This is a genomic window from Flavobacterium cheongpyeongense (assembly GCF_003202435.1).
Lineage (GTDB): Bacteria > Bacteroidota > Bacteroidia > Flavobacteriales > Flavobacteriaceae > Flavobacterium > Flavobacterium cheongpyeongense.
The window spans coordinates 172,569-186,817 of the sequence record NZ_QJHK01000005.1 but is presented as its reverse complement, the minus strand read 5'-3'; the positions used below and the strand labels follow the sequence as shown (position 1 = coordinate 186,817).

Here is a 14,249-nt window from a genome sequence, read left to right as displayed (position 1 = left end):
GAGTCATATTATGAAAAATATATTGCTTTTTTTGGGGCTTCTTTATTCAGCTTTGGGCTATAGCCAATTCAATTTTCCACAACAAGAAATGAAGTTAGATATTGAGATTAATCATCATTTAAAAAAAAAGGATTACCATCCTGAAATTTCTGGAATGACTATGTTAGAAAACGACTTTTATGTTGTTTGCGAGAAAGATAATCGTATTCTTAAATATGATACACAATTTAATTTAGTGGATTCAATCAAAATACCTCTATTAAGTGAATTACCTAAACCTGAATATGAAGGTATTGCTGTGTACAAAGACCATTTTCTTCTTTCCGATGAAAAAAATGTTACAATCATTGATTTTACAAATAAAACGATCATTCCTATTTCAGTGCCGGAAATAAACGGTATGAAAGATGATTCCGGAGTAGAAGGAATCGCAATAGATGCTGAAGCCAAAAAATGCTACTTAATGCAGGAAAAAACCGGAAGTAATGGATATAGCATTTTACTTGATTGTGATATAACTGAAGATAATGGTCATATTAAATTAACAACTAAAAATAGTATTATTATCAATCATACCTATTTAGGCAAAGAAAAAGATACTATCTCGCGTTATAGTGATATTTATGTTTACAACCATAAAATATATGCCTTGAAATTGCATTATCCGGAAAACCCAAAGTATTACATTGATGAAATAAATATTGATGCTATTCGTAAGGACAAACCTAAGGATTGGAAAATTGATAATTCAAACAAAAAGTACTTTAATAGCAAGGAAATTACAGATTTCATAAATAAAGAAGATTCCAATATTGAAGCTGTAGTACTTTCAAAAAAAGATAATTATTTTTATATAATCAATGATGATAAAATGAGCGATAAAAAGGATAAAACTACTTTGTATAAATTAAAAAACCCTTTTGAATAATTTTACTATTATAGTCGATTATGACAAATAGTAAGATAATCGATAGTAAAACTTAACAAAGAATTTCAAAAAGTTTTAAAATCATAAATTCTAAATAAATAAACCTTGAAGCCAGGAATGTTAAAACGAAAGATTATTATTAAGTTTGAGAAATCTTAAAATATATTTTGTCCCTGCTCCCCAAAGCGTTCCAATAAAAAGCTCCGCAAATGTGTCCTGACTTTGCGGAATTTTTCTTTAAAATCTACAGTCAAGTATATCTTGTGACAAAATTTTCGTTTCAAAAAAAAAATCACAAAAAGTGTGACAAAAATTTCAGTTCAAAAAAAATGTCACAATTCAGACTATAAAATGCACAACTAAAATACTTCTTTAGAATTGCCTATATGTGAGAAATTTGGTAGGTTTGAAGGAATTATATACATTAACAAAATGAAATTAGAAGTTCAGATAAAGGATCATAAGATATTTGCCCCTTTACAAAACAAGTGGTTAGTGCTCAAACCCGAAGAAAACGTTAGACAGCAATATATTTGCCGTTTGGTAAATGACTATGGCTTTGCTCTTGACCAAATGGATCAAGAAGTTAAAGTTAGCAATTCGCAACGTGGACAAGGTAGAGCAATGGCTGATATTGTTATTTGGAGAAATCCCAAAGACAAACACGAAAGCAAAAGTCCTATTGTGGTTGTGGAATGTAAAGCAGAACATATTACCGTTCGTGAAGAAGATTATTTTCAAGGATATAATTATGCCTCTTGGGCTGGAGCAGATTTTTTTGTTACTTCAAATATTAAAGAAACTCGAATTTTTAAAGTTATAAAAGGTAATATTCCAAAAAAGTTAGAAGAAATCATTGATATTCCTAAAGCAAATATTGTTAATGACGAAAAGAAAATCTCTGATTTATTAAAGCAAACCAAAGCCTTTACAAGAGATGAATTTTCTAAACTGCTTTTCAAATGCCACAATATTATTCGTAACAATGACAAACTATCTCCAGAAGCTGCATTTGATGAAATAAGCAAAATTTTGTTTATCAAAATTAGATATGAGCGTTCAAACACGGGTTCTCAAATATTTTCAAAAGAGAATTTTAAGAAAGCTAAAGAAAGTTACGACCAATTCAAGTCTAAAGATGCAAAAGATTTTTACCAAAATTTATTTGAACAAACTAAAGAAGATTTCAAAGATGATGATTTGTTTGAAGCATCAGAAATTATACGAATTCGTGAAAATAGTTTTGAAGCCATTGTTGAAGAATTACAAATTTACAACCTTTCTACAACCAGTGACGATGTCAAAGGAATTGCATTTGAGCAATTTTTAGGCAGAACATTTAGAGGAGAATTAGGGCAGTTTTTTACACCAAGAACAGTTGTTGATTTTATGGTTAAAGTGCTTGACCCCGAAGAGGGAGAAATCATTTGCGACCCTTGTTGTGGTAGTGGCGGTTTCTTAATCAAGGCGTTTGAATATGTAAGAGCCAAAATTGAGCAAGAAATACACGAGGAAAAAGAACGCATAAAATTACTTTATTTTGATGAAGCTTTTGATAAAATGCCTGAAAAGGAAAAAGAAAAAGTTGATGAAATCGTAAATGATTTGTTTGCCAAATTAAATGCAGAATTGGACATAAACAACGAAAAAAGTAGGTTGAGAGTATTGAGTTATGATTGTATTTTTGGTACAGATGCGAACCCAAGAATGAGCCGTACCGCCAAAATGAATATGATTATGCACGGCGACGGACACGGTGGCGTACATCATAATGACGGTTTGTTGAATGTAAACGGAATTTTTGAAAATAGGTTTGATGTTATTTTAACTAATCCTCCATTTGGGGCAAGAGTGGAGAAATCTTTAAAAATTAGCGAAGCAGATAAATATACAGACGAAGCCAGAATTATAAAATATCGTCAGCGTTATGGAAAAGCTTATGATGAAGCATTAAAACAAGTCAATAATAATATTGGTAAACCCTTATTGAGTTTGTATAAAACAGGAGCAATGAGTACGCTTACCGAAGTGCTATTTATTGAGCGTTGTCTTAATTTGTTGAAACCTGGTGGAAGATTGGGTATTGTTTTACCAGAAGGAGTTTTAAACAACACCAATTTGCAAAAAATTAGAGATTATGTTGAGGGTGTTGCAAAAATTATACTAATCACCTCTATTCCTCAAGATGTATTTATTGCCAGCGGTGCTACCGTCAAACCCAGTTTGTTGTTTTTCAAGAAGTTTACAGAAGCAGAAGCCAAAGAGTATAAAAGCATAAAAACAAAAGCAAAAAATGAAGTAGATTCAAAATACTTGATAAAGGTCGCTGAACAAAAGGAAGCTTTGGTTATGGTAGAAGCGGAATTGAATACTGTTTCTAAAGAAATAAAAGATTTTAAAACTTTCAAAAGAGGGTTGAAAGTTCAAGTGAATCAAGAAAAACTTGATGATTTATTTGAAAGAGAAACTCAATCTAAAAATAAAGTCAAAGAAGCTAAAAAAATCTATGTTGATGCTTTAAAACAATTTGAAACCGCAAAAGAAAATGAAATTAAAGCTTTGATTAAACAACGTTTTGATTACCAAATACCCATTGCCGAAGTTGAAAAAGCAGGAATTAGCACAACAGGTTCCGTAATTGAAAACGAATTAGAACCGCTTGAAGTTGAATTTACCGCTTATAGAAAAGCCAATAAACTTTGGGAAAATGTAATTGAAGAAGTAAAGTATGAAATTATAGACGAAAACATTTTTAGAATGGTTGCTGGAGAACCCGAAATATTTTATGGTAAATAAAACAAGAACTTATGCCTTTTATAAAAGTATATATTCATTTTGTTTGGAGTACAAAAAACAGACAACCCTTTCTTGCTACTAAAGAATTGAGGTTAAAAATGTGGAATCATATCAGAGAAAATGCCAATGAAAAAGGGATTTTTGTTGATTTTATAAATGGCTATAGTGACCATTGTCATTGTTTAGTATCGCTTGGAGTTGATCAAACAATTCAAAAAACAATACAATTGATAAAAGGCGAATCTTCTTTTTGGTTTAATAATCAAAAATTGATACTTGAAAAATTTCAATGGCAGGATGAATATTTTGCAGTTTCAGTTTCAGAATCTATGATTGACAAGGTGAGGAATTATATCAAAAATCAGGAAGAACATCATAGCAAAAAAACATTTCAAGAAGAGTATGATGAATTTTTTAAAAAATATGGATTTCAAAAATTTGATGATAAATAATATTTTGGCTAAAGCCAATTTAATCAAAATATAATGTTCCTCCAGATAAATCTGGAGGCAATTCAAAATTTGAGACATTTCAAAATTCGCAAACAATTCAAAATGAATAGGAATGGGTTTCAACCCATTCAAATAAATAATGAATTACAAAAATTGGCTTTAGCCAAAAGATAATAATGAAACAAAAAATAAACAATAATAGTTTTAAAATAGAACTTGGCGAACCCGAAACATTTTATGGTAAATAGTATGCAAATATCAAAATATATAACATTTGTTCCGTTTGCTAATTTTTCGAGTTGGGATGTAAAAACTTATGGTAATTCTAAATTATCATTTAACTTCATTTCTGTAAAATTAAATTCAGTTTTAAAACCTATTAAAACGGAATGGGTAGACATAAAAGATGATGAATTATATCCCATTTTAGGAGTCAAAGGACAGGGTAAAGGATTATATATAAATAGAGTTTCGAAAGGAAGTGAGTTGACAATGAAGCGCTATCAAAAATCAAAATTATTTCATCTTTTTTATTGTAAAGTTAGAACTGTTGGAGGGCAATGGGGTGTTGTATATCCTCAATTTGAAAATTCTTTTGGTTCAAGTAATATGCAATATCTAAAAATTGAGTTAGATATAATAAAGCCTGAATTTTTAGAACTATTATTAAAAGTAAAAAAACTAACTGACGAATGGGATAAAAATGCTATCGGTGCTGATGGAAGACATTTTACCTTATCCACTTTATTAAATTTAGAAATCCCACTTCCAACAATAGAAGAACAAAACAGAATCGTTGCCAATTATAATAACAAACTGCAACTTGCCCAGCAACAAGAACAACAAGCCAAAACACTCGAAATTGAAATTGAAAGGTATTTATTTGAGGAGTTGGGTGTTGAGAAAATGATTGTAAAACCTTTTGTCAAAGGTGTATTGAATCTATTTAATTTTTCTGAAATTTTTGATAGATGGGATTATAACAAAGGTTCAAGTTCTGTTTTTTCTATTTTGCATCAATCAAAATATCCTGTTAAAACTTTAGATGAAGCATTTAATTTCACTAATAGAAGTTGGAATAAAAAAGCACACAAAGAAAAAACTTTTACTTATGTTGAAATGGGTGGAATAGATGCAGGTTTAGGTATTGTAGAATCAACCAATTTAGAAGTTTCAAAAGCACCAAGCAGAGCAACTCAAACTATCTTAACAGGCGATTTGATTATTGGAACAACACGGCCTTATTTGAAAAAATTTGCAATTGTATCAGAGAAAAATAATGAAAACATTGCTTCTTCCGCCTTTCAAATTATTGCACCAAGCGAAAATTACTGTTTAGATTATTTACTTGAGTATATCAAATCAGAATTTGGAGTAAAACAATTTGAGTATTATATGACAGGTGCTTTATATCCTGCTATAACTTCAAAAGATTTGAGAAAAGTTCTAATTCCATTTCCACCAGTTGAAAAGCAAAAACAAATTTCTAACCATATGAATTCATTAAAAATAAAAATAAAAGAATTGAATGCTTTGAGTGCAAAAAATAGAGATGAAGCTATTGTTGAGTTTGAGAAAGAAATATTTAATTAAGATTATGCTAAACGGAGAAGAAATAAATAATACTTACAAATATGAAAATTTTATAAATAGAATTTTTAGAATAGATAAAAGATTATCAAAAGCAAGCAAAAGAGAGTTTGCAGATTTATTAATTGTCGAAAAGGGTTCGTTTGATTCAATTTTACCTAGTTATGAAATCCAATCAAAAGCTATCAAACAAAAAATCGAAAGAGCTTTTGAAATGCTATATAAATACGATTTAACAGAAAATGAGAAAAAGTGGTTACCTATCTTAATGAGTGAAAATGCACAAGCAAAAACAACTGTGGATTTTGTAAAAGTTATAGAAAGAGGATTAGAATTTACAGATAGATTTAAATAAATAATTATGAAGCTAAAAAACCTAAAAATTGTAGGTCAACATAAAAATTTTCAGAATCTTGAAATTGACTTTTCCAGTTGCAAAGGTGTTGCTGCTTTTATAGGGAATAATGGTAGTGGAAAAAGTAATATTCTCGAAGTTTTTAGCGCTATTTTCAAAGCTTTGTATCTTGATGAAAAAGATGAGTTTGCTTATTTTTTAGAATATGAAACTTTCAATACTATTTCTGTAAAAATAACAAGTAATGGAAAAGGTAGAGTTTTTGCTGTAAATGGAAATCCTGTATTTGATATAAAAGAGTATTTGCCCAAAAGGGTAATTGCTATTTACAGCGGTGAAGAAGACAGACTTTGGAGGAAGTATTACAGACCGGTTTACATGAACTACATAGCTGGTGTAAATCAATCCAATGTTTTGGAATACCCAAAAATGTTTTATTTGAACAAGTTTTATTGGAATATTATATTACTATCATTATTAGTTTCAGAAGCTAATGATGTAAAAGAATTTGTAAAAGAAAAGCTTGGAATTATAAACGTAAACGAAATAAAATTTAAGTTTTTTAAAGATCGCTACAAGAATTATAATAATAGTCCTGCATTAAGCTTTATTAAACAAATTGATAGTGTTGATTCCTATTCCTTGGAAAGTTTTAAAACAGTATTAGGAGGCGATTTTAGTTCAGAAGATTATAATTCGGATGACTATTTCACTGGTTACGACAGTACTGATGTGTTTCAAGCATTATATATCGCTTTTACTCCGGAAGACAAAAAAATAATTGACGACATTGAAATTACTTTTAATGACGATTTAAATGTTAGTTCTTTAAGTGAAGGTCAAAAGAAAATGCTTCTAATAAAAGCAACGTTAGAATTTGCTAGTTCTGAAGATACTTTAATTTTACTGGACGAACCTGATGCACATATACATATTAATAATAAAGAACAAGTAGTTAAAGTTTTTGAACCCTATGAAAACAACCGCCAAATTATAATTACTACTCATTCGCCAACACTTACGCAAAGTTTCAAAGACGAAAATGTCTTTATGCTTACTGATGGTGAATTAATAAAAAAAGACAGGCAATATATAATCAATGAGTTAACTAAAGATTTCTGGAATAAACATCAGCAGAGTAATTTTCTTGGCGAAAATAAAGATACTATTTTAGTAGAAGGTAAAACTGACATAACACATATTAAAACTGCTTTAGAAAAGTTGAGTTCTATTGATGAAAGATATAAAGTTTTAGATTTTAAATTTTTACCATTTAATGGAGCTAGTGGGTTAAAACTATTTGTAGATGAATTTCCAGTTAATAAAAACACGAAAACCTTTGCTTTTTTAGATAGAGACCAAGCAGGCTTTGAAGCTGTAAAAGAAACTCTAAATTTCAAGGGAACAAAAGATGAATTTAAAGGAGATGAGAAAAACAATATTTATATAAATTATATACCAAAAAAGGAAGGCCATACAAAGTCTGATTTTATAATTGAAGATTATTATCCCTTAAATAAATACAAAGACTTCTTATTTGAAAACGTAAGTTGTGTAACTGAAATGCCCAATCATTCAAGCAGTAGATTTAAAATTAAATTTGCGGAGAAAACAAAAGAATTTGAAATATCAGATTTTGATGGATTTAGAAAATTATTTGATTTAATTTTAGAAATAAGTAAATTAAATAAAATTCCTGTTGCTCCTATTGTAACTCCGCCAGTTTCACCTCAAAATGAAGCTTTCAAACAAGAAGAAACAAATGTTGAAAAAACAGACAAAGAAGAAGTGTCAGATGAAATTAAAAAAACATCATCAAATTTTGTCAATTTAAAACACAAAAAGAGTGGTATCGCAATTACTGAAAGTCAGCATTTAAGAAATAAGCCTGCTTTTGTAAAAAGAATGTATACTCTTTTGAAAGAAGAAATTTTAGAAAAAGATTCTTCTATTGTGATAGACTCGAAAGTAGAATATATTGCTTTTAAAAGAAACAAGAAAAATATTTTTGATATTAAAATACAGGACAAAAAAATAATTCTTTGGGTAAATAAAAAGAAAGGTGATATTCCTGTACAATATTCAGCATTATTTCAAGATTGTTCAGGAAAAGGTCATCACGGAAATGGCGACTATGAAATACATTTTAGTTCAGAGGCCGAAGTTAGAGGATTTATTGTAGTTGATGTAATTGATAGTATATTAAAATTATAGATTTATGGAATTTGGATTAAGAGATTTATTAACAATTGTTGGTATAGTTTGTACTACAATTGTTACTTTCTGATCAACAAGGTATAATTAGTCGAGATGAATAGGTTACATCCTAATTAATACTTTAAGAAAAATCCTAAATTTTTCTTAAAGTAAAATATTACATATTCAACTATCGTTCAATGTGTATTATTAACTTTAAATCCTTTTTTATGTCTTATTCCATTAGTAAAATCACCTCTGTAGCAGACTGTGATTTATTACTTGCTTGGGCTGCAAAAGAAAGAGCAGACCTCAATTTCAAAAAACTTTCTGAGGAAAGATTAACGACCAACTACAGCGCCACCTCTATCGAGATCGATGCTGAACTACAAGCCATCACCACTGAGATTGCGTCAACAGAAACCGTTATTGCGGCCCTGCCAGCGGGTAATAGCAAAGAAGATGCGATTAAGAAAAAAGTAAAACTAGAATACAAAAAGTTTTTACTTGAAAATCGTAAAGAAAGTTATGGTGTGGTTGCCCTATTAGAAAAAGAGCTCGATTTAACCATGGTTACACTCGAACTCGCAGAAATTGATACTTTCTCGGCAGCCATAACCACCCGAAAAGCAGAATTGTAGCAGTGCAGTTGTAGATAAGCAAAGAGGTTGTTCGAGAGAGCAACCTTTTTTTGGGTAAATAGATCTGCTCCTAGATTGAGAACATTATAAAAAACGTTTTGCTCTTTTGAGTTCAATTGCCTTTGGCTTTAGCCAAAGGTTATTTAGAAATTGTATTTATTGGCTTTAGCCAAAATGGTATAACTCTTTTGGCTAAAGCCAATTCAATAGTTAACCTAAATTCCGTTGACTAAAGTCAACGGCAATTGAAAAACAATAGTAACCTAAATTTAAGATAAACAGAATTAACTCTATTTTCATTTTGTGACATTTTTTTCAAAACGAAAAAAAAATCACAAAATCGGTGGCAAAATTTTCATTTCAAAAAAAATGCCACAATTTCTGTGGCAAAAAATTCGTTTTAAAAAAAAATGCCACAACTGTAACCCCCATAAAAAAATAGCAGCTAACTATGAACCAAGATAAAAAAATAAGAGAACTACTAGGCTTGAGACAGGAGGATATGGCAATACTTTTGCGGGTTACTCGAACGCAGTGGTCAATGTATGAAATAGGAAAGCGAGATTTGCCGCTTGTAGCGCAACTAAAATTGGGCGAATTGCTTGCCTTTATTCAAGAACCCAAAAACGCAACAATTGATAGTTTCGTGGATCTAAAGAGTGAAGAAGCCAAAGCAAAAAAAGTTTTTGAAAACCTAAAACTGATTAATAAACACCGACAAATCCTCACGGAATACAAACTAAAAGCTATTGAAAAAAAATACGAAGCGGGCGTTACTACCTTGCGCTTTATTCATTTTTTAGAAACCAAAGACCAACAAATAGTTGCCGAACAAGAAATGGTACTAACCGTATTAAAAGCAAAAGCCGAAGATGCAATGCGAAAAAATGGTTTACCGCTTCAAGCAAAATATCGGTTTAAACTGAAATCACTTTTACAAGAAGAGGTACTATTGAATGAAATGGTACAGGAATAGTTTTCAGATTGCAGATTTTAGGTTTCAGATTCTTCCAACTTCCAACTCCCATCTTTTCTCACAACTGAACACTAAAAACTGCCATCTGCCAACTTTTTCCCTACCTTTGCCAAATGAATAAAAATCACCATTCTAATAATATACTTTCGAACTTAGGGATCAAAAGCCTAAACGAAATGCAAGAAGCTGCGCAGGATGCTATTTTAAACGAAAATAATGTTCTATTGCTTTCTCCTACAGGATCAGGAAAAACATTAGCTTTTTTACTGCCAATTTTAGAATTATTACAACCTGAAATTCTTTCGGTTCAATGTTTAATTTTAGTTCCTTCGCGCGAATTGGGTTTGCAAATTGAACAGGTTTGGAAAAAAATGGGAACCAGTTATAAAGTGAATATTTGCTATGGCGGACATTCTATAGATACAGAAATTAAAAACTTAAGTAATCCACCAGCTGTTTTAATTGGAACTCCGGGCAGAATTGCAGATCACATTGACAGAGAAACTTTTAGGACAGATAAGATTCAGACTTTAATTTTGGATGAATTTGACAAATCACTACAACTGGGTTTTCATGAGCAAATGTCTTATATTATTGGAAAGTTATCAAAATTAAACAAGAGAGTACTTGTTTCAGCGACTTCAGATATTGAAATTCCAAAGTATACCAGAGTAATTAATCCAACAGTTTTAGATTTTATTACAGAAGAAGAAGAAAAAGCGAATCTTTCGATGAAAATGGTGGTTTCGCCAGCCAAAGATAAATTAGGAAGTCTATTTAATTTGATTTGTTCTTTGAAATCACAATCCGCTATTATTTTTTGTAACCATCGTGATGCGGCTGAACGGATTAGTGATACTTTGAATGAGAAAGGAATTTACGCTACTTATTATCATGGAGGAATGGATCAGGAAGAACGTGAGCGCGCCTTGATTCAGTTTAGAAATGGAAGTATGAGTTACTTAATTACAACTGATTTAGCAGCCCGTGGTTTGGATATTCCTGAAATGAAACACGTAATTCATTATCATTTGCCCTTAAAAGAAGATGAATTTACACACAGGAATGGTCGTACGGCACGTATGGAGGCTTCGGGTACAGCTTATATTATCATCCACGAAAGTGAAAAACGATTAGATTATATTGATTATGAAATGGAAGTATTAAAGGTAAGTGATATAACTACTTTACCGAAACCACCGGAGTTTCAAACCATTTATATCAGCGGTGGAAAAAAAACAAAACTGAATAAAATTGATATCGTTGGATTTTTTTCTCAAAAAGGAAAACTCGAAAAAGGTGATTTGGGTTTGATTGAAGTAAAAGATTTTGTCTCTTTTGCAGCAGTAAAATATAATAAAGTAAAAGATCTGCTTAAAAATGTAAAAGATGAGAAGATGAAAGGCAGGAAATTCAAGATTGAAGTCGCAAGAAAAGTCATAAAAAAGGAAGAATAGGAATGATTTTTTTAGTTATTTTATAAAATTTGAGTAAAAAAAACAGCTAATTTTTCTTTTTGATTTTTTTGTAATTTGTTGATTATGAAAATATTGCGATTTTTTTAACTAACGAATAAATCAATATTGAGTAAAATTCACAATTTATTGTTAACCAAACTGTAATTTTAGAAGTAATTTTTCATAATTTCGGCGTTCATTAAAGTAGTAAAAAAATTAACCCCAATTCATTATGAAAAAGATTATTACCCTTGCCATTTTGTTATTTAGTTTTGTTTCATTTGCACAGATCAAAGTTCTAGAAACTGTACCGGTTGAAAAATTAGGAAAAGTAAATAACAACTATATTCAAAAAATCGGAGATGAATACACTGTTTATTATACTAGTATTGTAAGTGATGGCGATGATTCTTCAACCTTAAGAAAATTCTCTTTCAAAAACGTTAATAACGATTATACAAATCTTTACAATATTATTATAAATGGTTTTAGTGCAACTCCATTGTATGATATTAAATTAGAACTACCGAATAATTACATTTGGTTGCATTATACAGGAAGTACTTTACCTGAAAAAGCTACAGTTCAGTTTATGGTTTCTAGCAAAGATGCTTCTTCAGGTTCAAGTAATGTTTCTGAGCCGTTAGTAAAAGATCAGATTAATAAATTATTTCAAAAATAATTTTATTCTCAATAAAATGAAAGGGCTTTTCAATATCTGAATGGCCCTTTTTCTTTGTGAAAAATTTAAAAGTTTTACTTTCTAAAATTTTTATGATTGCGTTTTCGTTTATAATGTGATTGCTTAAGGTTTTTTTTATCTTCAGAAATTACACTGATAGTACCGTCAATTTCCAGCATACATAATTTTACTTCTGTATAGTGTTCTACACCATGTTCCCGAATGGCTTCTTTTAATTCGTCGTTAGAAATGTCTAATTTGCTTAAGGCTTTAAAATCTAATTTTCCATTGTGAATTAAAACTTCGGGTTTATCCAATAACAATTCATCCAATATTTTATACTTCCGGGTTAATTTTTTAATTATAAAATTAATTACAAATAGTACCAGCGCAGCCACTAAACCTCCCCAAAGACTCGTGTCTGAGCCAACCATTGCATTTTGAACAGAGTTGCTAATTAATAGAATCAGGATAATATCAGCGGTATTTAATTGCGAAAGTTCTTTTTTACCAAAGATTTTTAATGCTATTGTCATAAAAAGATAGACAGCAGCACTTCTTAAAATGATATCTAAGTAGGGGAACAACATATTTTTTATTTTAAAGTTTTAAAAAAGCTTTCTCAAAAATATGTTGATGACAAAGCTTTTAAAACAAGGTATAAAATTTAGAGAGTGTATTTAAGAGCACTTAGAATTATAATTTAAAATTCTTTTCAATAGCTTTGATCATTTCACCGGCAACATCTTTGTTCGTGGCCCCTTCAATGCCCTCAAGACCAGGGGAAGAATTTACCTCTAATAACAAAGGTCCTTTAGAAGAGCGGATGATATCAACCCCAGCTACCTTTAAATCCATTGCTTTTGCGGCTTTTATAGCAATTTTTTTCTCCTCAGAAGTTACTTTGATTACAGATGCAGTTCCTCCAAGGTGTATATTGGCTCTAAATTCTCCCGGCATAGCTTCGCGCTGAATGGCGGCGACCACTTTTCCGTCAATGACAAAACAACGAATATCTTTTCCGTTTGCCTCTTTGATGAATTCCTGAACCAGAATGTTTGCATTTAAGCTTTTAAAGGCATTAATAACACTTTCTGCAGCTTTTTTGGTCTCGGCCAAAACAACGCCTTTTCCTTGTGTTCCTTCTAGTAACTTTACAATTAATGGCGAACCGCCAACCATTTTAATGAGGTTATCAGTGTCCAATGGTGAATTAGCAAAACCAGTGGTAGGAATATCGATACCACTGTTTAAAAGCAACTGTAAAGAGTATAATTTATCACGCGATTGAGTTATAGCTGTAGCCGAATTTAAAACAAAAACCTTCAAAGCTTCAAACTGACGTGTCAAAGCACAACCATAAAAAGTAATGCTAGGTCTAATCCTCGGAATTATAGCATCAAACTGATTTAAGATTTTTCCGCCTCTGTAATGAATTTCCGGAGTCTTCGCATCTAGTTTCATGTAACATTCTTTAATATTCAAAAAATGCATTTCATGTCCACGCATTTCGCCGGCTTCCATGATTCTTTTATTACTGTATAATTCCGGATTACTGGCCAAAAGCCCAATTCGTAATCCGGAAGCTGCTTTTTCAGAGTTTTGGTATAGCTCTTTTAATGTTTCTGTAGATGGCTGTCCTAACATATATTTCTCTTCAGGATCTACCAATACACGGCCGCTCATTGCTTCACGGCCTAAAAGCATACGAAAACCCATTGAATCGCGATTGGTCAATGTCATTTCGATTGGCCATTTTATTTCACCAAGCTTAATACTGGTCTGGATTACATAACGATGTTCCCTGAAGCCGCTTGAACTTTTTACAATTCTTTTGTCAACCAATGGAGCTTCACAATGAATGACAGTTTTGATATTATTTTGGATTGGATTAATGTCAAATTTCACCCAATTGGCATCATTTTTTATAAAAGGAGCTATGTTTATAGCGTGCATAGCCGAAGTTTTTGCACCAGAATCCACACGGGCTTTAATTGTAGGGATCCCAAGATCGGGAAATGCACACCATTCTTCACTCCCTAAAATGACTTTGTTTTGAAGCATATATTGTTTTTTATTGTAGAAATTTAATATTCAAAAATAGCTATTTGTATTTACTAAAGATAGTGAATTACCTAAAAAAAACACCCGTTATGTTATGAAAACGTAACGGGTG

The 14,249-nt window shown here is 30.8% G+C and carries 12 protein-coding genes; 10 read left to right on the top strand and 2 right to left on the bottom strand.

Features of this window, described 5'->3' with window-relative positions; all coding sequences use genetic code 11:
- The first annotated feature begins 10 nt into the window (after positions 1–10).
- From DMB65_RS08125 to DMB65_RS08080, 10 genes are all read left to right on the top strand, one after another.
- A complete protein-coding gene (locus DMB65_RS08125) occupies positions 11–928 on the top strand; it encodes an SdiA-regulated domain-containing protein (protein ID WP_123955292.1) in 918 nt (305 codons plus the stop codon).
- Between the two features lie 432 nt (positions 929–1,360).
- On the top strand, positions 1,361–3,724 hold the full coding sequence (locus tag DMB65_RS08120) for an N-6 DNA methylase (RefSeq protein WP_110306146.1): 2,364 nt from the start codon (positions 1,361–1,363) through the stop codon (positions 3,722–3,724).
- 11 nt (positions 3,725–3,735) lie between these two features.
- The gene (gene tnpA, locus DMB65_RS08115) at positions 3,736–4,176 is read left to right on the top strand and encodes an IS200/IS605 family transposase (RefSeq protein ID WP_110306145.1); all 441 of its coding nucleotides are present in this window, start codon (positions 3,736–3,738) and stop codon (positions 4,174–4,176) included.
- 249 nt (positions 4,177–4,425) lie between these two features.
- Positions 4,426–5,769: a restriction endonuclease subunit S gene (locus DMB65_RS08110; protein WP_165834895.1), complete on the top strand. Its 1,344-nt coding sequence runs from the start codon at positions 4,426–4,428 to the stop codon at positions 5,767–5,769.
- A 4-nt stretch (positions 5,770–5,773) separates the two neighbouring features.
- Positions 5,774–6,121, top strand: coding sequence for a hypothetical protein (locus DMB65_RS08105; protein ID WP_123955290.1), 348 nt, complete (start codon positions 5,774–5,776; stop codon positions 6,119–6,121).
- Positions 6,122–6,127: 6 nt separating this feature from the next.
- The gene (locus DMB65_RS08100) at positions 6,128–8,335 is read left to right on the top strand and encodes an AAA family ATPase (RefSeq protein WP_110306142.1); all 2,208 of its coding nucleotides are present in this window, start codon (positions 6,128–6,130) and stop codon (positions 8,333–8,335) included.
- A 212-nt stretch (positions 8,336–8,547) separates the two neighbouring features.
- A complete protein-coding gene (locus tag DMB65_RS08095) occupies positions 8,548–8,958 on the top strand; it encodes a hypothetical protein (protein WP_110306141.1) in 411 nt (136 codons plus the stop codon).
- A gap of 451 nt (positions 8,959–9,409) precedes the next feature.
- A complete protein-coding gene (locus DMB65_RS08090) occupies positions 9,410–9,934 on the top strand; it encodes a helix-turn-helix domain-containing protein (RefSeq protein WP_110306140.1) in 525 nt (174 codons plus the stop codon).
- 113 nt (positions 9,935–10,047) lie between these two features.
- Positions 10,048–11,391 (top strand): DEAD/DEAH box helicase, encoded by a 1,344-nt coding sequence (locus tag DMB65_RS08085; protein WP_110306139.1) that lies wholly within the window; start codon positions 10,048–10,050, stop codon positions 11,389–11,391.
- A 232-nt stretch (positions 11,392–11,623) separates the two neighbouring features.
- Positions 11,624–12,073, top strand: coding sequence for a hypothetical protein (locus DMB65_RS08080; RefSeq protein WP_110306138.1), 450 nt, complete (start codon positions 11,624–11,626; stop codon positions 12,071–12,073).
- 74 nt (positions 12,074–12,147) lie between these two features.
- Here DMB65_RS08080 and DMB65_RS08075 read toward each other — a convergent pair whose 3' ends face one another.
- Together DMB65_RS08075 and rimK are read right to left on the bottom strand one after the other, a co-directional pair.
- Positions 12,148–12,663 carry a DUF421 domain-containing protein gene (locus tag DMB65_RS08075; protein WP_110306137.1) on the bottom strand — a complete coding sequence of 172 codons (516 nt, stop codon included), beginning with the start codon at positions 12,661–12,663 and terminating at the stop codon, positions 12,148–12,150.
- Positions 12,664–12,769: 106 nt separating this feature from the next.
- Entirely contained in the window at positions 12,770–14,137 is a 1,368-nt protein-coding gene (gene rimK, locus DMB65_RS08070; RefSeq protein ID WP_110306136.1) for a 30S ribosomal protein S6--L-glutamate ligase, read from the bottom strand.
- Positions 14,138–14,249: the final 112 nt, after the last annotated feature.

Bases quoted from the DNA above. Each gene is read 5' to 3' on its own strand.
- DMB65_RS08125 (WP_123955292.1), top strand. From the start codon at position 11: ATGAAAAATATATTGCTTTTTTTGGGGCTTCTTTATTCAGCTTTGGGC.
- DMB65_RS08120 (WP_110306146.1), top strand. From the start codon at position 1,361: ATGAAATTAGAAGTTCAGATAAAGGATCATAAGATATTTGCCCCTTTA.
- tnpA (WP_110306145.1), top strand. From the start codon at position 3,736: ATGCCTTTTATAAAAGTATATATTCATTTTGTTTGGAGTACAAAAAAC.
- DMB65_RS08110 (WP_165834895.1), top strand. From the start codon at position 4,426: ATGCAAATATCAAAATATATAACATTTGTTCCGTTTGCTAATTTTTCG.
- DMB65_RS08105 (WP_123955290.1), top strand. From the start codon at position 5,774: ATGCTAAACGGAGAAGAAATAAATAATACTTACAAATATGAAAATTTT.
- DMB65_RS08100 (WP_110306142.1), top strand. From the start codon at position 6,128: ATGAAGCTAAAAAACCTAAAAATTGTAGGTCAACATAAAAATTTTCAG.
- DMB65_RS08095 (WP_110306141.1), top strand. From the start codon at position 8,548: ATGTCTTATTCCATTAGTAAAATCACCTCTGTAGCAGACTGTGATTTA.
- DMB65_RS08090 (WP_110306140.1), top strand. From the start codon at position 9,410: ATGAACCAAGATAAAAAAATAAGAGAACTACTAGGCTTGAGACAGGAG.
- DMB65_RS08085 (WP_110306139.1), top strand. From the start codon at position 10,048: ATGAATAAAAATCACCATTCTAATAATATACTTTCGAACTTAGGGATC.
- DMB65_RS08080 (WP_110306138.1), top strand. From the start codon at position 11,624: ATGAAAAAGATTATTACCCTTGCCATTTTGTTATTTAGTTTTGTTTCA.
- DMB65_RS08075 (WP_110306137.1), bottom strand. From the start codon at position 12,663: ATGTTGTTCCCCTACTTAGATATCATTTTAAGAAGTGCTGCTGTCTAT.
- rimK (WP_110306136.1), bottom strand. From the start codon at position 14,137: ATGCTTCAAAACAAAGTCATTTTAGGGAGTGAAGAATGGTGTGCATTT.